Genomic DNA, 18,878 nt, shown 5'->3' with positions numbered 1-18,878 from the left:
GTTGGCAATTTTCCTTTATTGTGCCCTAGGATATCATTCTGGTTTTGGATGTGTGTATTTGTACAAGAAGGTTGTGAGGTCAAGATGTATGAAGATTATTTGAAGAATAATGAATGGATGAGAAGATTGTTATTTTCATCTTTATTAATGTTATTAATTTTAATTTAAATGTAATTTTTTTAGTAAAAAATAAACAAATTTATCTTTTGGTAGTGTTTTTTGGTTTTTAATAAATTAAAATTTAGAATTTTATTTGGTTTATGATGGTCTTTAGCTGTAAAAATTAAGATAGGAATAGATTTTTTTATATAACTAATAGAGTGGTGAAATAACATATAAATATGAATTTATCTATATCGTTGGGATTCAATTGTAAAATTATGTTATTTTTTCACTATTAAATGATTTTTGTATTAAATTTTTTATTAATTTGACAAAAAAATTAATAACTTTTTTAGTAACTATGAAAAACAACACCTATTTTGGTAGGGAGCACATCTTTAGATGGCTTCTACTATGTTGGCTTTTGGTACCTTGGGTACTGCAAGCACAAGCTCGAATTACATGGACCGCTCAGGTCGGATGCCAGGAATTCCGTGGCGAAAAAGATGATCAGGTTCCAGACAATGGAGTCGCCTTTTCCTACATCAATTCATCCCAATGTCTGCGTGTCTGTGAGGCATCAGCTGTCACCTATGAGGTGCAGGGACCTAATGTTTTTGGTGTACAATGGACGGTTTCCGGAGGAACGGTAACTACTTCCGGACCTGCGAATACCATAGCCAATGTAGGCTGGGGATCAGCAGGTAACGGATCTCTGCAGGCTGTCATCACGTACAATGATGGAACTGTTGAAACTCAGACTATCTGTATTGTGAAGATCAACAGACCGATCGCAAAATTTGAATTGATGAATTTGGGCGATACGGTATGTAAAAATACGACGATCTATTTTGATAATCTTTCCGAACAGAACGGAGGGTCTGATATCATCAATTACTTCTGGGATTTTGGCGATGGTACAACTTCCACAGCTTTTGAACCATCTCATTTGTATGCTAATCCTGGAAATTATACAATTCAATTGACCGTAACCAACAAGTGCGGCTGTCAGGATAAAATTAAAAAACAGATTAAGGTATTAAAAGCAGATCCTGTACAGATCAACTGTGCCTCCGTAGTATGCGAAGGAAGTACTGAAAAATACAATGCACAGGATGGATGTAACAAAGGACAGTGGAAAGTTATTGGTGGAACAATTGTTAACACTAACGGTAACGAAATTGAAGTGGTTTGGGATCAGGTAGATCCGCTTGATGGCTTCGGATATGTAATGTATATGTCTGATTGTGCCTGTCCTGAGTGGACTACGATCAAAATTCCTGTAGTTTTAAAGAATGCAAAAGTTAAAGGGCAGGAAGTGATATGTACCGGCAGACAGTACACATATTCAATTCCTCAATGGCCTACAACGAGCGTTCAATGGAATGTATCAGGTCCTGCAGGAGGTCAGCTGACAAATACCCAGCAGAGAAATGAAGTTGTTTTCTCAGCAAGTCAGCCAGGTACTTATCACCTTACAGCTAATTATTTCAATACTTTATTGACTTGTGAAGGGCAGGCATCTATTGATATTATAGTAGAGGCGCCGGTAGTGATAAGCGGAGGTGTAGATGAAATATGTGCAGGAACAAGCCAAGGATTTACAGCCTCGCCTAATATCCCTGTTATCTGGAAAGTAACAACAGGAAGTTCTACTTATACTTCTCCTGTAATGACAGGAATATTTAACTACAACTTTGCGACAGCAGGAACTTATACTGTTACAGCTACCAAGCAAGGTGGAGGTTGTGAAAGTAATGCAAGAATTATTAAGGTATTACCAATTCCACAGGCTCCTAACGGAACAATCTCCGGAGAAACAAAAGTATGCCCTGGAAAACCTTACGTTTATACCATCAGCTCAGTTGACTCGGGAATGGTACCGGTTTGGAGTGTTACCAACGGAACTATTCAGGGAAGTAATGCAGGTCCTTCTGTAACGGTTATATTTAACGCTGGCGCTACATCATATACAGTGTCTGCACAGAATAAATCCATCAGCAGTGCAGCATGTCTTTCGGCTCCAAAATCGTTCAATGTAACGAAACTGGATCTTAGCACGATTGTTATTAATCCGAATTCAGGGCCTTTCTGTCCGAGCAGCACTCAAAATTTCAGTGCCAATCTGAATGGAATTGTTCCGGATTTTATGGAATGGTCATTTGCGAGTTCTAACTTCGGAAGTGTTATTGGAGGACAGGGTACCGCTAATATTACGGTAAATTTCAACGAAATTTCTTCAACGAGTACTACTGATTTGATTTTAAAAGTAGTGAAATGTGGAGTGACGAAGATTATCACTATGCCGGTATCTTTAATTACCCTTCCGGTAGTGAGCTTTACAAATGTTGGCGGAATTTGTTTAGGATCAAACCTTACTTTCACGGTAAATCAGGGAACCATCACTTCAGCTACGAATGTGACTTTCACCTTTCCTGGGGGAACGTATACTACAGCCTTTAACCCTGCCGGAATTTACAGTTTCCCGAATAACGGATATATCCAGAACAATTCAGGAAATAATATTTCTCAAACGGTTACTGTAACTTATACAGGTACGAACGGATGTAATTATAAGCCGACGGCAAGTGCTAACTTTATTGTATATCCTGAAACCATTATTACAGTTTCTCCGGTGTATAATATTGCGGTTTGTGATCCTACAACAATGACACCGTATACGCTTACGGCTAACAGTTCTACCGGGCTTACGAATATTATTTCATGGCAGTGGTATAAAAATAATGCGCAGATAATAGGGGCAACCACCAATTCATACACGATATCAGGTGCCGGTGCTTTTGGAACTTATAGAATACAGGCTGTAGATATTAACGGCTGTGTGGTTTCTTCTCAGAATATTAATGTGACTCAGTCTTGTCCGAGCAGTGGAAGCTGTACAACAGACCCTCAGATTAACTTCGTTCCGGCATGGTCAGCTTGTAATAACATTACAGTTTCAGGTTTAACTTATAATGGAGTTCCGGATGAAATCCAATGGTTGTCAGATACTGTACTTACTTTAGTTTCCGGTCAGGGAACAGCTTCACCGGTATATCAGACTAATCTTGCAGGAGCACACATCGTTTTTGTACGTCTGAGATACGGTTCATGCTGGTACAGTAAAGGAGTAGAGGTAAGAAAGAACTATGAACCTAAATTCAATATCAGTACAGTGTGCAGCGGAAACGGATATAATGTAACGTTGTTCAACACTTCTACCATATTTGAAATCAATCCGGGGTCTATTACGTATACATTTACTTCACCGGGACAGCCTACTCAAACAGGGCAGTCGGCTACTTATAATCTGGCACCAGGTACTTATACATTTACCATGACAGTGTCTGCACCAGGGAAACCAACGTGTACCACTACGAAGACTATTACATTAGCTCCGATTCCTAATACGGACTTCCTGGTTCCGGCCTGGTTATGTGCACGTTCGCCTATTACGTTCAGTCCAATAACATATGTTTCAGGAAATACATATACCTGGATCTTTGATGGTACATCTTATGTTACAACAGGGCCGGATGCTACAATAACATATAATACGGCAGGAACAAAAACAATTCAGCTGAAAATTAAAACACCTATGGGATGTGAATATACTTCTGCTGTCATTGGTGTAAATGTGAAAGAGGCTACTCTTGACGGTGATATAGCGCCTCCTGTTCTTGTTGCGTGTATGGGAAGTGCTCCTAATATCGTATTTACCAGTACGCTTGGATCTCCAAGTCAGTATATCTGGATGAATGGTTCTCAACCTGTGTCAGGAGCACCAAGTTCTCCTGTGTTCACTCCAACACAATCTGGTAACTATTGGCCGGTGCTTGTATCATCAGATGGATGTAGAACAAGTGTTATGAGCACAAAAGCAATACCTGTAACACTTAAAAACCCTCCATATGTTAACATATCCGGAACGGCTAATATCTGCGAAGGATCTTCAACAGTACTTACCGGTATTGTAACGGATAATACATTGGAATATCAATGGAAAAAAGGAAATTCGGTAGTCGTACCATGGACTTCATCTCCTTATCCGATTGCTTTGAGCACAGGACCATTAGCCGCAGGTACCTACATTTATACGCTGGAAGTAAGAACACCAGGTGCATCAGGATGTACAAGCAGTAAAAGCTTTACAGTTACCGTAAATAGCCCACCGGCACCAATTTCGGTAACATACAATATGGCAAATTGTCAGCCTTATGAGGTTGTGCTGACTGCATCTGGACCGTCTGCAGGAGTTTATAACTGGAGCAACGGAATGACAGGTCAGTCTATTACTGTAAATGAAGGTGGTGCTTATCAGGTTATTTACACTGCACCAAGCGGTTGTAAAGTAGTAGGCAACACGCAGGTTCCATTAAGTCTTGAGAGTCTGATGTGGGTGTTCCCAACAGGATGCTATGATCAATGTCTTAGAAAGAATTATATTATAGGACCTAAAGGAATCTTCGATCATCATGAGTGGCAGTTGTTCGGAAATAATATCCAGAGCGGAAACAATGATTTCATCTATCCGTTATATATTAGTACTCCTGGAACTTATCAGCTTCAGATCGATCATTTAGGATGTCAGTTTACTTCCGGAACCATGAATTACTATCCAGGTAAAGAATGTGGATTCGAAACAGAATGTAAGCTGGAAGCGAGTATTAAAGACATGAAATGGGTTGGAGATCACTATAATGTTTATGGTGTAATCTACAATGGCGGAAGCCAGCCTATAAGTCTTACGGTTTCAAGTCTTAATGGTTTTGGAGTTTATATTCCATCCATTATTACTATTCCTGCAGGTGGGGTATATGATATGAACGCTAATCCATTGGCATTCTATCCAAACTCAAGCTTCCAGGGTACTGATGAGATCTTATTCTCAAATGAAACCTGTAAGTTTACTACCAAAGCGGTAGATCCTAACTGGATGGGTATGAGAAGTGCAGGAAGAAGTGTGATTGCTGCTTCGGTTTCTTCTCTGAAAATGATACCAAATCCTGCTAAGGAAAAAGTGAAAATCTCGTATAATACAGGTAATGAAAAATTACTGGCAAAACAGGTTACGGTTTTTGATGCCATGGGCAATGTCAAATTCCGTAAGGAACTGAAAGCGGCTTCCGGAGAGGTTGACGTGGAAGTTACCAGCTGGTTGCAGGGTGTTTACATTGTTATTGTACAAACGGGAGACACATCATTACAAGGAAAACTAATTAAAAATTAGTAGCTTATCAAGCAGTGTTCTCTTCGGAGAGCACTGTTTTTTTATAGTATGTGATAATTAAATGAACTTTTATGATACAACTAAAAAACAAACTTTGGGGACTGCTTCTGATATTACCAGGATTATCTTTTAGCCAGACTTACCAATGGCAATGGGGAAAACAGGCAGGAGGATTAACAGGTTCTGCTGATCCGGGGTTTCATTATGTATTTGATGAATCAATAAGGGATATTGTAGTAGATAACAACAATAACACTTACTATCTTGCAACAATGCGCGAACAGGGACAAAATCTGAATGGTACTTCTGTAACCAATTACGGTCTGAGTGATCTTTTTCTGTTCTCTGCTGATTGTGAAGGAAATATAAGATGGTCCAGACCAATAGGGGGATCGGGAGACGGAGAAAATGCCTGGCATATTAAAGTAGATAATAACGGGGGATTATATGTGATGGCTACCATTTATAATAATTCTTATGTAGGAGATCCAAATGCTGTTCCTGTACATTTCGATGATACCCATACATTACCGTTGTATACCCATTATGACCAAACAATAGATCCTGCCCACAAAGCAGCCTTTCTGTTGAAATATAATACTTCTGACGGTACACTGGCATGGAGCAAGCCTTTGCAGGGAGACGTTAATTATTCATCCCGTATGTGTGACGTTCAGATGATGTACATGGATTCTTCCAAAAACATCCATGCTGTGATGGGATTCAGAGCGGGAACCCATTTAAATGGTTTGATTACAGTACCTTCATCCTTTACATCAACCTATCAGTATTATGCCGTGAAGTTCAATTATGATAATGGTAATATGACACCGGCAGTTCCCTTGCTTTTGCCTATTACAGGAGATGCGATAAATGCAGTGGGAAGAGAGGGAAAGGTTAATGTAGTATACGATGAAAGTTTGAACCGCTATTATCTTGCCGGTAAAAGGATGGATCCCGGATTCAGTAATCTGGTTGATCTTTCTTACAATAATGTTCCGTTTACGAAAGCAGCGTATGTGCTGGCTTTTGATGGTACAACCGGAACTGAGGTATGGAGAAAAGAACTTAATAATGGTACAACAAGTACTGATGATGAAATTCATTCTATTGTAAAAGATCCGGTTACTTCAGATGTTTATATTTCAGGACGTTATTTTAATGGAATAACAGTGCCTGCAACCTTCGGAAGTTATACTTTTCCTCTGAGAAGTTATGTGGAAGCCGTTCCGTTTGTCATGAAGATGAATGCGTCAGGTACAGTACAATGGGCAAGAACTCCGGATAGTATGTCTGGTCTTCAGTTTGGTTACCGTTTTACCAAAGGAACAATTGCTGTTAATGGAAATGAAATTGCTTTTGCCAAAGGAAGCTGGTCTGATGTCTGGGGAAGCTATGCAATGGTGCGCCCTGATGGAGATAGATCGGATCCTTTATTGGTAAGACTTAACAAAGATACCGGAGATGTTTTGGGAACGGGAGAGATTCACAGTAACTTTTATGTGATAGATGAATTTACAGCAGTGGCTGCAGATAAAGATGGCAATTATGTGGTGGGAGGCTTTTTTCATGACCAATTGTTTACAGATACCAATGATAATGTCAATACAATGGCTGTCAATGTATCAGGAGGGAAATCTCAGTCTTTTTTTACAAAATTTGCTAAATCAGCATGCAGCCAGATGTCAGTAGAAGAAACAGCTGTTCAGGCAGGAATACAATTATATCCGAATCCTGTTCAGGATGTACTTACAATCAGAAGTAAAGAACCTTTGGTTTCTTATGAAATCTTTGGTGCAACAGGACAACTGGTAAAACAGGGAACTTTGAATTTGATGCAGGAACAGGTGGTATTATCTTCTCTTCAGAAAGGAGTATATTATATTAAACTTAAAACCAAATCTTCTACAGTAACAGAAAAGATATTGAAGAAGTAAAAAAAACAAAACTGAAAATTAATAACCTTATATATAAAACAGTGTTCTCCAAAAGGGGGCGCTGTTTTTTATTGGATACTCTTAATTGAAAAAATAAACTTGTTCGTTATTTTACAATTTTTTGTCTGTCAGAATAATTTGCTTTGTATAAAAAAATAAAATGAAAAAGTTACTTATTCTAAGCTTGTTATTAATACTTACTTCCTGGTGTAATGCCCAGACTAAAGATCTTATGAAAACGGTAAGAAAGACTATTGAAGCCAGTAATGCAATCTATGCCGATCTGGCTAACAAAAATGACGGATCTATTCTGACCAGATATACAGATGATGCCTGTCTGTTTCCTTCCAATACAACACCGGTTTGCGGAAGAGAAAAGTTACTCAATTTCTTTAAAAATGGACCTAAGGTTCAGGTCAAGTTTACGATTCAAAACCTGTATGGAGATGGTAAAACCTCAGTCACTGAAGAAAGTTATTACGAAATGACAGATGTAGAAGGTAAAAAACTGGATGACGGAAAAGTAATAGTGATCTGGAAGAATACAAAAGAGGGTTGGAAAATGCACCGCGACATGTTCAGCAGTAATCATCCTGCAAAATAGAATTAAAAACCAATATTGACAGCCTGCTGAAGATCCATATCATTTTTAATCAGTGACTGTCTGGAGACAGAAGGAGTGATGCCTGTAAACTTTTTAAACTCTTTGATAAAATGGGCCTGGTCATAATACCCGCAGTCATAAGCTATAGTGGTAAGTGATTCCGGGGTGTTGAGAACCATTTGCAGGCTTTTGTTAAATCTGATGACAGCAGCAAAAGCTGAGGGGCTTATTCCAACATTCGTAAGATAAAGCTTTTGAATATATCTTTCCGATAACCCTGAAGCCTGTGCCAAAGCCGGCAGGTCCAATGTATGATGATTCATTAAAAACTGTTGGCTGAGTGCCTGAACCATGATAGCTTTCTTTACCCGGTTTCCATTTTTTTTCAACTGTTGAAGAAAGTATGCTTCCAAAATATTGATTTTTTTATAAAGACTATCAGCAAACATGATGCGGTCATATAAATCTGTGCTTCCACTTTTTGCTACATCATACATATCAGTAGCGTAGTTCGTGAATTCCGACAAAGGATCAGAAAAGAATAAAGTACCGGCATACGGATAGATCCTTGCTATCAGCACCGAAGTTCCCTGTGCAACAGTAAGCCTGGTAGGAAGTGTGAGGTGTCCCAGAAGCTCTATATCCGGAGTATCCTTTCTTTTTCCATTAATAATAGTAGCTGCAGCACCACCGGAAATATTAATGATCAGATCTATATATCCGCTGGGATAAAAAACTTCATCCCTGAGATCATTATCAATGGTAACAACGGTATAACTCTTTATGTAAGGTGCTAAGCTGGCGGAAGGTAAAATTTGCATAGCTGGTAATGGGTGTTAATTCATTGACAGATAGTTTCTTCGAAGTTAGGAATAAATATAATATGAATAGAAAAGAAGAATGTCAAATAAAAACTTCCATATTAAAAGTACATCTGATTTTTATAATGACGATTTAAATAACCTATTCCGTATTTTTGTAGCCAGTAAGCAATTAAACCGCTTATTTCAAAAAATGGGTAATATATTTTCTGACAATCAGCAAATAGAGGTGGTATCTTCTTTCTCTGAACTTGTAAATACCAGTTTTCAAGGAATGATGAATGCAATTTGCTGGCATCGGAATTTAGTTGGAAATTTTAAAGAAATCGTTTCTCAACTTCAGTTAAATGAAGATGTAACAGTAATTTCCGCTCAGGATCTTTTAGCATTACAATTATCAGAAGAAGGAGATATGGCAAGAAAAATGATCTTAAATGATTTACAGTTATTAAATGATTTTGGCGCTTCTCCGGTTCTTAATTTGCTTAAATGTTATGAACGGGATGAAGAACTCGGTTTCATTTCAACAGATGTATATTCATATCATGTAGATCGTTCACCCATCGGAACAGATACTTTTTTATGTACCTACCATGGAGCTGCAAGTGATATCATTCCCAATGATCATGTGGAACAGAAAATTTTGATTCCTGAAATCCGGGAACAGCTCAAAAAACTACACGATGGCCCCGAAGAAGAATTTGAAGACTTCCTCAGAGAATATTTCTTTGATCTTCATTATCAGCCTAAACCCAATGCAGAACCAGTAAATTTAGGGAAGGGTCATCTTTGGAGAATCGCTGTAGATCATCCGGAACAGCAGGCGCTGCCATGTGTTCATAGAGCTCCTGTAGAAAACGATGGTGAATATCGGTTGCTGTTGATTTGCTGATATATTAGATGCTGAAATAATAAGTAAGATGTTCTTTTACTCTTGCCCTATAGCTTTTAGTTGTATTAAATAATGCTCACCTTCAATATTCCCAATTGCAAATTCGTGTTCCAGCAGCTTAAGTCTTTCAGTCTTGGTATAAGGACGATCATAGATTTTGTTCAAAATATCATTTTCATTAACGTTGGGGTTCAGAAGATGTTTTAGATCACGGTAAGCACAATAATATCTGATTCCTAATAATCTTTGTGAATGCGCATTGAAATGAACACCATCAGGATTAGCCGTAAGCCCTTTTGCGGAAACAAAATAACAGTTTTCATTAGATTGCGCAAAGTCCTCAAGTTCCCGGTTGACGAAAGAATAGTGAATGAAATACTGACCAAATAATCCGTTGGGTAAATAATCTCCTAATCCGCCAATGATAAGCGGGGCTTCGGGAATATTGAGTTCCTGGCGTAAAGCATTAATAATCTTAGAGAATTTTTCCTGATATTGTTCTGCCTTTTCAGGAGAGCAGTCACTTTCACCCTGATGCCATAAGATTCCTTTAATCTCACTTGTTCGCTGGGCAAGTCTGGCCTGTGATAGGGCATTCTCAAACAGAGCACTCCCTACAGCCCAGTCATCAAGGCTGGTTCCTCCATCAGCACATGGAATTAATCCAATTTCATCTTGTTGATGATCTTTTCTCCAGGAAGCTGCAAATGATGAAGCGAGCCCTACACCTGAGCTCGGACGGTCAAAATTAATTGGTTCTGACATAATCTGCCATAATCCGTTTCTCAACATTTTAATATGTTCATCAAAAATAAGCGGAACTTCTTTCGCGTAGCCACGTCCGGCCATATTGGACTGGCCTATCATTAAAAAAGAATGTATCATTTTTGTTTATTTAATACTAAGCCTATGCTTCTGCTGAATGAATTCCAGGCTAATTTTTTTACTTCATTAGGAGCAATATCTCCCGATCTGTATGCGGTGATAGTTGCTGTGATAACACTGGTGAACAGAATTCTTATCCACGTTAATGGCAGTGTACTGTCTATCAATTGTTCTTTCTGCAACGTTACTATTGCACTGAATATATTGCTTCTTGCTTTTAAATAATCCTTACTTATTTCAGTTGTATAAGCAGGCTCCACTTCGTTCAGCTTAATTAAAAAGGCATACTTCGTTCCGCTGTCAATACCAGCATATAATAAATTTTCCAGTTGTATCAGGGGATTGGTAGAACTGTTGCAGGCTTTAATGGCCGCCTCTTCCCAGGCCTTCATCATATTTGCATTGCAGGCTTCCAATAATTCGTTTCGGTTTTTAAAGTATCGGTGCAATGTCCTGCGGTTAAGATTACAGTTTACTGCGATCTCTTCAAATGTTGCCGAAAAATTCTCATTGAACACACATATTGCTGTGTCAATAATTTTTTGTTGTGTATTCATTATTTTTTAGACACCTCAAATATATGACAAATGTCTCAATTTTGAGACATTTATTTTGAAAATAAAGATAGATAGAAATAGATGTTAAAAATAACAGGCAGTAAATCAGATGATTGAAATTGTTTTTTTTAGCTCCAAGCAAGGTCAATTTGCCGCTGGGCACGTACATGCTGAGCTAATGAAACGGTTTGTTTATTATGGAGTTTTTCAAATTCGGATTTCGGTCGATTGTAAATGTATAGTTTAAGATAAAATTTTCTAAGCAGCTTGCCGGTTGTTTCACTTTGGATAGGGGGATAAATGTCTAAATACAAACTTTTTCTTCCTTTACCTATCGGTTTATGGCGAAGGGTTACTTTTGCCATGATCTTGGTATTAGGGATTAGATTATAGTTGGCCTTTGTCAAACTGACTTATAGCAAAAGCTATTGAAGTCCTCAAAAATATTATGAAGTCAATTTTGATCTATTTTGGAGGCTATTGATTCTAATAAATTAGTGCCAGATCTAATACATTAATTCTTGTTTTTCTCACAGATAGGTTGATGGCTTTCAGGCGGCCGCTACTGATTAAAAAATACACCATTTTTGTACTGCATTTTAATATGGCAGAAGTTTCCTTTGCCGTGAGGTATACCGGATGGGGTACTGGTGGGTACTGTCGTTCTTCAATATTGCGTGCTTTATACCTGGCATGGCTTATTTTTGTATTTCTTTGTTCGAGTTTATAAGCTTTTTTATTGCAGGTATGACTGCAATATCGGGTAACGGTTGTTTTGGCTATAAATTTTGCACCACAATATTGGCAGACTTTTTCAATTCTGATATTCGAGCTCATGATCAGATTCTTTTACGTCCAGAAGAATTCTTTTTTAGGCCACAGGCTTCAATAATGGCATTTGGGAATGTCATTATACTCCTTCTATTCAGGGTCAATGCGTTTTAAACTGATGCAAAATCTATCTCAAAGAAGAGGTTTATCTGAGAAAAAATAATTGAAAATTTAATTTTTTATAGGGATTCATTCAAATTAAATAGGATTTTAGATTGATTACAATTTTTATAAATCATCAAGCATTGGATGTCAAAAATTAATGATTTCTCCAAAATAAGGGTCTATAGAATCCATTATCCTCTTTAAAGATCATTTAATAATCATTAGACTATTTTAGACCAAGGATTCTATAACCATTCTATTTTCTTTTGCTCAAATTTTTGTGATTTTATACCAAAGGGACAAGAAAAGGGACAAAAATTGTAGCATTAGAAACTTCAAAATTACATAAGTTTCATTAAATCAATATGTTATATAAATAACTTTAAAAATATAACTTACTGATTATCAGTAGTTTGATAATTTTATTTCCCGATACAAAACTTAGAAAAAATATTCCCCAGCACCTCATCATTAGTAACCTCTCCGGAAATTTCTCCAAGATGTTCCAGGGCGTTTCTAAGCTCATAAGCCAGTAATTCTGTAGAAATCTGGGAGGAAATAGCTTCTTTTACCTTATGAACTGCTTCCAGAGACTTTCTAAGGGCTTCAAAGTGACGTTGGTTGGTGATCACAACGTTATTTTCTTCAGATTTTAAATGTTCAACATAAGATGAAAATTCATTTTTCAGATCCTGAATGTTTTGATTTTCAACAGCTGAGATTTTGATAAAATCAAATTCGTGAGAAATGGCATTTCTGAAAATATTCTCTACTGTTTCATATTTTGTAGGAACAACTTCGTCAATTTTTGTTGCACAGATGATCAGCTTCAGATCTTCTCTCAGCAGCGACTGAATCATTTCAATATCCTCCGAAAAATCTTCAGTAGCAGCATCAGTCAGATAAACAAGAATATTGGCGTTCTCTACTTTTTCTTTTGCTTTTTTTACCCCGATAGCTTCAATTTCGTCCACTGTTTCACGAAGTCCTGCCGTATCAATCAATCGGAAAGCATGTCCTTTAATATGAAGAATTTCCTCAATCGTATCTCTTGTTGTTCCTGCAATATTACTTACAATTGCTCTTTCTTCCTTCAAAAGGGAGTTCAGCAGCGTAGACTTTCCGGCATTCGGTTTTCCAATGATGGCAACGGCTGTTCCGTTCTTAATGGCATTTCCGTATTGGAAACTTTCAATCAACGAATTTAATTTGACTTCAATTTTATCCAATAATCCACTTAAGGCACTTCTGTCGGCAAATTCCACATCTTCTTCCGCAAAATCAAGCTCCAGTTCAATTAAGGAAACGAAATTTAAAAGATCCGTTCTTAATACAGAGATTTCATTGGTAATTCCTCCTTTCAGTTGATTGATGGCTACCTTTCTGGAAGCTTCATTTTCAGAGGCAATCACATCAGCAATGGCTTCTGCCTGGGAAAGGTCAATTCTTCCATTAATAAAAGCACGAAGTGTAAATTCACCTGCTTTGGCCATTCTCGCTCCGTTTTTGATCAGTGTTTCAAGAATACGTTTTCCGATATGCGGCGAGCCGTGAAATGCAATCTCCACAGAGTTTTCAGTGGTGAAACTTTTTGGTGCCAGAAAGATGGAAAGCATTACTTCATCAATGGCTTCCTCCTCATCCATAAAATAACCGTAATGAATGGTATGGGATTTCTGTTTTTCCAGATTTTTTGCCGGAAAACTTTTCTGAACTACAGATAAAGCTTCATTTCCTGAAACCCGGATGATGCCTAAAGCACCTATTCCATTGGCAGTAGCCAGTGCACATATCGTATCGTTATTCATGCTGCAAATTTACGGTTTTTAATATGAATTTTCGCTGACGTCTGTTATTCAGATTATCTATTGTTGTATTCGGATGAAAAACAGAGAAGAGTGAATCCAGATAAAATTAATCATGGTTTTGATCATTTTGTATTGTGAATAAGGATGCTGCATGTAAAAATAGGATTCTTTATTCCATCACCTAATTAGGGATGAAAAAGAATATTTAAACTTTTAAATAATATAAAAAAATTCTTAATTGTAATCTTTTTTAAAGGTTTAATGTGTTTTAATATAGTGTTTTGTGAATGTTTTGATAGGATTGTTAAATATGGATTTTGATGAGTATTTTAAGATTATAAAAAATTAAACACCTGTTTGGTATGTTAATTGATTCTTAGTCCGTCGATGATGTTGAAAATTTAAATATTTTCCAATTAAACAATAATAATCTGTTAAAATATTGTAAATGTACATGAATAAATTATTTTTTTTTAAAATTAATAAAAAAGTCATTTTTTTATTAATGCTCTTTTTCAGCGCTGTAGCATATGCTCAGTGTATTCCTTACACAGGACAGGCCATGACCAGTGGAAATACCTATTGTCTTAATGGCAGCCTTAGTGTAAGTACGAATATAAGTATTCCGAATGGGGCAACACTTGTCATTCAATCCGGGCAGCTTCAATCTAATAGTATTCAGGTTGATGGGGTTCTGGAAATCGGTGATGGAGCCAGTGTTAAATCTACAGGAACAGTGAAAGTAGGAACTTTCGGATCTCAGAAAAACTCAAAAATTAAATTAGGAACCAAATCCTTCTTATCTCTTGTAGGATCGGTAGTTCAGGAAGATCCAACTTTTGGAGGATTTTACCCTGGAACAACCTCAGTTATTGAAATGGGAACAAACAGTGTTGTAGAGATTTGCGGAACATTTACCCAGCAGTCTACAACGTATCCTTCTGTTGAATATATTGGAATTCCTACCGGAAAAGCTTACTGTATTGCAAAAGCAGACGTAAGTGGGGGTGGGGGAGCTTCTATTATTAGTGATGATAGTCAGATTGTAACAATTGCCATGGGATCTGTTACAGGATTAGGGATGGGGAATTCAAGCTTCTGCGGTCCTAATGCAACAAAAGCCATGTGTCCGGGTCTTTGGCCTGAAGGACTGTCCGAAGATAAAACAAGTTGTGGGAATGCTCCGGTTATCATCGATGACCTGGATGGGTTCTGTACAAAACCAGCGGTTTCAGGAACACCTGATGGATTTACGAAATTTGGGATTACAGTACAGCAGAAAAATAATGCCTGGCCGGAAAATATACCTAATGGATTCCTGGCCATGGAATCAAAAAATAAAGGTTTTGTCATGACGAGAGTTCAGCATGTAAGCCAGACACCGCAATCTGATGATGCCATTGCCGATCCGAAAGAAGGAATGCTTTTATATGATATCCAGGACAAATGCGTAAAGCTTTATAACGGTACAGAATGGAAATGTGTGCAAAAAAGCTGTAATGATTAATCTAACCACTAAGAGTATGAAAAATATAAGAAATATAAGTATAGCCGTTGCCCTGATCGTTTTTAACTCATTTTTTGCTCAGATAGCTATTGGTAAACAGACGGTAGATGGAAACAGTACCGTATTGGATTTTGATAATGTTCCCGGAAATACAAAAGGCTTGATTCTTCCTGCAACATCCGGACTTCCTACAGGGACTTTGGTAAATGGAACACTGATCTTTGATGTTACGGATAATAAAGTAAAAGTCTTCGAAAATGATACCTGGAAATCTTTATCAGATACTGGTAATTCAAGTGCAGTTATTCTTAATAATTCTGCAGAAACAGGTAAAGGAGTGATTATGGGAGAGGCAGCAAGTACTGCTGATGGAGTATTGGTTCTTGAATCTCAGGATAAAGCAATGATTCTTCCAAAAGTAGCAGCACCGCATCTTAGCGTAAAAAATCCTTATCCCGGTATGATCTGTTATGATACAACCAGCAAAACACTGGCAATATTTGACGGATCAGTCTGGAATTACTGGAAATAATTAAAATAATAGAAAGAGGTCGTCTCAAAAGCTAAATTATTGGCTTTTGTCATGCTGACGTAGGAAGAATCTCATTTCTGAATTGCATTTGCAGGCTGTCTGTATTCAGAGTGGCAGTTTTGGGACAACCTCTTTTTTTTATTTCTGAGTTTAAACAATCTGAGCACTTTCCTTGATGCTGTTCATCACAAAAATACTCTTGGTCTGGCCAATTCCTTCAATTTCTGATAATTTGTTCACAAAAAACTCATGGAACTCATCCATATTGGGAGCAAGAATCTTCAGCATAAAATCAAAATCTCCGCTGATATTGTAAAACTCTACAACTTCCTTCAGTTTGCCCACTTCCTCAATGAATTTTCCCGCTGTTTTCTTATTGTGAACACTCAGTGCGATCATACAGATCACCATCATTCCTTTATTGACCTTTTTACGGTCTACTACAGCGGTATATTCTTTAATGATTCCTTGTTTTTCCATACGTTTAATACGCTCATGCGTAGGAGTAGGACTCAAATTGATTCTTGCCGAAATATCTCGGACACTCATTTTTGCATCTTTCTGAAGAAGTCGCAGGATAGACAAGTCTTTTTCGTCAGGGATATAATTTTCAGTTGCCATTTTGTTCTGTTTTCATGGATTGTTGTATTGTGTATCAGTAGTATTGTTCTTTATTATATTTAATATTCCTGATGTTGTTCCAAATTTAAGGTTAAATTTTTAAATACGTTCTGTAAATTTTAATTTTGCAGGAAATTTGAATATATGGATAAAAGGAAGAATGTAATATTAATTTTAGCATCGGTGGGAACATTTGTGGAGGCTTTGGATATTGCCATTATTAATTTAACAATTCCTTCTATTCAACAGCAGTTTCAGATCGGAGCAGAAACGGTTCAGTGGCTGCAGACACTTTATGTATTGTTCTTTGGAGGATTTCTGATTATTGGTGGAAAGCTTTCAGATCAGATTGGAAGAAAGAAAATGTTCTTACTCGGAGCACTGATTTTTATGCTCACTTCATTGGGAGCAGGATTATCTCAAAACTTTGAAGTGCTGGCAATATTCCGTGCTTTACAGGGATTAGGAGCTGCATTGGTGATGCCTTCTGCATTATCCATTGTGACCAATACATTCAGAGGAGAACAGGAAAGAAACCATGCTATCGGAATTTTCAGTTCATTTGCTGCAATCGGTTCAGGAAGCGGCCTTTCGGTAGGGGGAATTATCAGTACTTACCTAAGCTGGCACTGGGTTTTCCTGATTAATGTACCTATTCTTCTGGTAACACTTGTGCTCTCTTATTTCTATCTGCCTGCAGATGAGAAAAATGAAACCGCACAGAAAACAGATATGATTTCCGGAATATTAATGGTGCTTGGGCTTTTAAGTCTTACTTACGGTACCCATGAATTGGTGCATATTAAAGAACAGCCGTTCATGGTTGTAGGCTCCTTGATTCTGGCAATACTGCTTTTGGTTATGGTATATTACCGACTGAAATTTGTTGCAGAACCTTTAGTTGATTTAAAATTATTCAGACATCAATCTTTAGTGGTTTCCAATGCTGTATTCTTTACGTTGGGAGCATTTTTTATCGGGTTTTTATTCCTGATTTCACTGATGCTTCAGAAAGATATGGGTTATAGCGCTGCTTCTGCAGGATTAATGCTTGTTCCGTTCAGTATCATATCTGCTCTGACGGCTAAATTTATTCTGCCTCATATATCAAAACGTCTGAGTTCATCCCAGATGGGAGTTTTAGGATGGTTGTTTATGCTGATGGGAGGATTGTCACTGTTGATCTCTGTTTATACCGGACACCCGCTAGCTGTAGTTTTATTAGGCGCAGCATGTATTTCGGGGGTAGGAATGACATTTTGTTTTACCGCACTTTCTGTAATGGGAATCCAGGATGTTGAACCTTCAAACTACGGATTGGCATCAAGTTTGAGCTCTACAAGTTACTTTTTGGGAGCTGGGATTGGATTGTCATTCATGACGTTAATGAGCCAGATCTTTCCTTCAGAGTTTTCAGTAGGAAGTCTGAATCTGATTGTTTTAATCAGTTATGCTCTTATAGCGCTCGGAATGTTGTTTTATTTTATATTGAAAAGCTTAAAAGTGAAGCAGGCAGAAGTTGTTGTTTCATAACAGGCAGTCTAAAAATACACAAACTATATGACGAAGAATCGGTGCTTAGGTATCGGTTCTTTTTTTGTCTTTCCACATCACTTCATTACCTTTGTTTTTTACTAAACATCATGAAAATACAGATCATCAGTGATCTTCACCGGGAGTTTGGGAGTACGGAATTATGTTTTGATCATTCTGATATTGTTGTTTTGGCAGGTGATGTCAATTTGGGAACCAAAGGAATTGAATGGATTAAAAATGCAATTCCCAATAAACCTGTGATATATGTTTTGGGTAATCATGAATATTATAAAGGGGCCTACCCAAAAACACTCAATAAGATCAAAGAAGCTGCCTTCAGTTCTAATATTCACGTACTGGAAAATTCATTTGCAGATATTGACGGTATTCGTTTTCACGGTGCAATCTTATGGACGGATTTTTCCATCTTTGGGAATCCGGTTCAGTACGGAATGCTTTGCCAGCCCAAAATGAATGACTATAAAATGATCAGGAGAGATCCTTCCTATTCCAAAATGAGGACATTGGATACCTTTAAAATCCATCAGTTTTCAAAACAATGGCTGAAGGAAAGTCTTGAAGATTCAAAAGGACTTAAAAATACAGTCATTACCCATCACGCACCCAGTATACAATCTGTTCCGGAATATTACAAAGAGGATCCGTTAACAACAGCCTATGCTTCTGATCTGGAAGATTTAATTACGCACTATCAGCCACTATACTGGATTCATGGGCATATTCATACTCCGTGCAGATATAAAATCGGAGAAACAGAAATTATCTGTAATCCTCACGGCTATATTGATGAAAAATACAACGGATATGATAAAGAATTGCTGATTGTTGTTTAGGAAACAATAAAAAGTAAAATTCGATTATTTGCCTTCTTAGCTCTCTTTACTTCTTG

At 37.4% G+C, this 18,878-nt stretch carries 15 protein-coding genes; 8 read left to right on the top strand and 7 right to left on the bottom strand.

What is annotated here, in order from left to right; all coding sequences use genetic code 11:
* Nucleotides 1-463: 463 nt before the first annotated feature.
* The 3 genes from ACTJIP_RS02050 to ACTJIP_RS02040 all read left to right on the top strand — a co-directional run bounded on the left by ACTJIP_RS02050 (nucleotide 464) and on the right by ACTJIP_RS02040 (nucleotide 7,873).
* Nucleotides 464-5,332: a PKD domain-containing protein gene (locus ACTJIP_RS02050; protein ID WP_440704058.1), complete on the top strand. Its 4,869-nt coding sequence runs from the start codon at nucleotides 464-466 to the stop codon at nucleotides 5,330-5,332.
* 71 nt (nucleotides 5,333-5,403) lie between these two features.
* Nucleotides 5,404-7,269, top strand: a complete 1,866-nt coding sequence (locus ACTJIP_RS02045) for a T9SS type A sorting domain-containing protein (protein WP_440704057.1) — start codon at nucleotides 5,404-5,406, stop codon at nucleotides 7,267-7,269.
* Nucleotides 7,270-7,429: 160 nt separating this feature from the next.
* The gene (locus ACTJIP_RS02040; RefSeq protein ID WP_077418547.1) at nucleotides 7,430-7,873 is read left to right on the top strand and encodes a YybH family protein; all 444 of its coding nucleotides are present in this window, start codon (nucleotides 7,430-7,432) and stop codon (nucleotides 7,871-7,873) included.
* Between the two features lie 2 nt (nucleotides 7,874-7,875).
* Here ACTJIP_RS02040 and ACTJIP_RS02035 read toward each other — a convergent pair whose 3' ends face one another.
* Complete coding sequence (locus tag ACTJIP_RS02035; protein WP_440704056.1) at nucleotides 7,876-8,694, bottom strand: helix-turn-helix domain-containing protein; 819 nt, start codon at nucleotides 8,692-8,694, stop codon at nucleotides 7,876-7,878.
* Nucleotides 8,695-8,887: 193 nt separating this feature from the next.
* Here ACTJIP_RS02035 and ACTJIP_RS02030 point away from each other — a divergent pair, with 193 nt between their 5' ends.
* Complete coding sequence (locus ACTJIP_RS02030) at nucleotides 8,888-9,586, top strand: DUF1826 domain-containing protein (RefSeq protein WP_180564178.1); 699 nt, start codon at nucleotides 8,888-8,890, stop codon at nucleotides 9,584-9,586.
* 36 nt (nucleotides 9,587-9,622) lie between these two features.
* On the opposite strand, the gene ACTJIP_RS02025 is transcribed toward ACTJIP_RS02030, so the two are convergent.
* The 5 genes from ACTJIP_RS02025 to mnmE form a co-directional block, all read right to left on the bottom strand.
* Entirely contained in the window at nucleotides 9,623-10,471 is an 849-nt protein-coding gene (locus ACTJIP_RS02025) for a sialate O-acetylesterase (RefSeq protein ID WP_077418550.1), read from the bottom strand.
* Nucleotides 10,468-11,028, bottom strand: coding sequence for a TetR/AcrR family transcriptional regulator (locus tag ACTJIP_RS02020; RefSeq protein WP_440704055.1), 561 nt, complete (start codon nucleotides 11,026-11,028; stop codon nucleotides 10,468-10,470). Before ACTJIP_RS02020 ends, ACTJIP_RS02025 begins: the two co-directional genes overlap by 4 nt.
* Nucleotides 11,029-11,156: 128 nt before the next feature.
* Nucleotides 11,157-11,393: a hypothetical protein gene (locus ACTJIP_RS02015; protein WP_139348573.1), complete on the bottom strand. Its 237-nt coding sequence runs from the start codon at nucleotides 11,391-11,393 to the stop codon at nucleotides 11,157-11,159.
* Between the two features lie 121 nt (nucleotides 11,394-11,514).
* Complete coding sequence (locus tag ACTJIP_RS02010) at nucleotides 11,515-11,865, bottom strand: helix-turn-helix domain-containing protein (protein ID WP_440704054.1); 351 nt, start codon at nucleotides 11,863-11,865, stop codon at nucleotides 11,515-11,517.
* Between the two features lie 521 nt (nucleotides 11,866-12,386).
* The gene (gene mnmE, locus ACTJIP_RS02005; RefSeq protein WP_440704053.1) at nucleotides 12,387-13,772 is read right to left on the bottom strand and encodes a tRNA uridine-5-carboxymethylaminomethyl(34) synthesis GTPase MnmE; all 1,386 of its coding nucleotides are present in this window, start codon (nucleotides 13,770-13,772) and stop codon (nucleotides 12,387-12,389) included.
* Between the two features lie 454 nt (nucleotides 13,773-14,226).
* Between mnmE and ACTJIP_RS02000 the strand changes: the two genes are divergently transcribed.
* A complete protein-coding gene (locus ACTJIP_RS02000; protein WP_139348574.1) occupies nucleotides 14,227-15,279 on the top strand; it encodes a hypothetical protein in 1,053 nt (350 codons plus the stop codon).
* Between the two features lie 16 nt (nucleotides 15,280-15,295).
* Entirely contained in the window at nucleotides 15,296-15,811 is a 516-nt protein-coding gene (locus ACTJIP_RS01995) for a hypothetical protein (protein WP_440704052.1), read from the top strand.
* A 150-nt stretch (nucleotides 15,812-15,961) separates the two neighbouring features.
* On the opposite strand, the gene ACTJIP_RS01990 is transcribed toward ACTJIP_RS01995, so the two are convergent.
* Nucleotides 15,962-16,432 carry an Lrp/AsnC family transcriptional regulator gene (locus tag ACTJIP_RS01990; RefSeq protein ID WP_047388015.1) on the bottom strand — a complete coding sequence of 157 codons (471 nt, stop codon included), beginning with the start codon at nucleotides 16,430-16,432 and terminating at the stop codon, nucleotides 15,962-15,964.
* Between the two features lie 144 nt (nucleotides 16,433-16,576).
* Here ACTJIP_RS01990 and ACTJIP_RS01985 point away from each other — a divergent pair, with 144 nt between their 5' ends.
* The gene (locus ACTJIP_RS01985) at nucleotides 16,577-17,965 is read left to right on the top strand and encodes an MFS transporter (RefSeq protein ID WP_440704051.1); all 1,389 of its coding nucleotides are present in this window, start codon (nucleotides 16,577-16,579) and stop codon (nucleotides 17,963-17,965) included.
* Between the two features lie 110 nt (nucleotides 17,966-18,075).
* Nucleotides 18,076-18,822, top strand: a complete 747-nt coding sequence (locus ACTJIP_RS01980) for a metallophosphoesterase (protein WP_440704050.1) — start codon at nucleotides 18,076-18,078, stop codon at nucleotides 18,820-18,822.
* Nucleotides 18,823-18,878: the final 56 nt, after the last annotated feature.

The organism is Chryseobacterium sp. 22543, from assembly GCF_052044565.1.
In the GTDB taxonomy this organism is placed as follows: domain Bacteria; phylum Bacteroidota; class Bacteroidia; order Flavobacteriales; family Weeksellaceae; genus Chryseobacterium.
The sequence above is the reverse complement of the archived record's forward strand: the minus strand, read 5'-3'. Positions and strand labels throughout refer to the sequence as shown.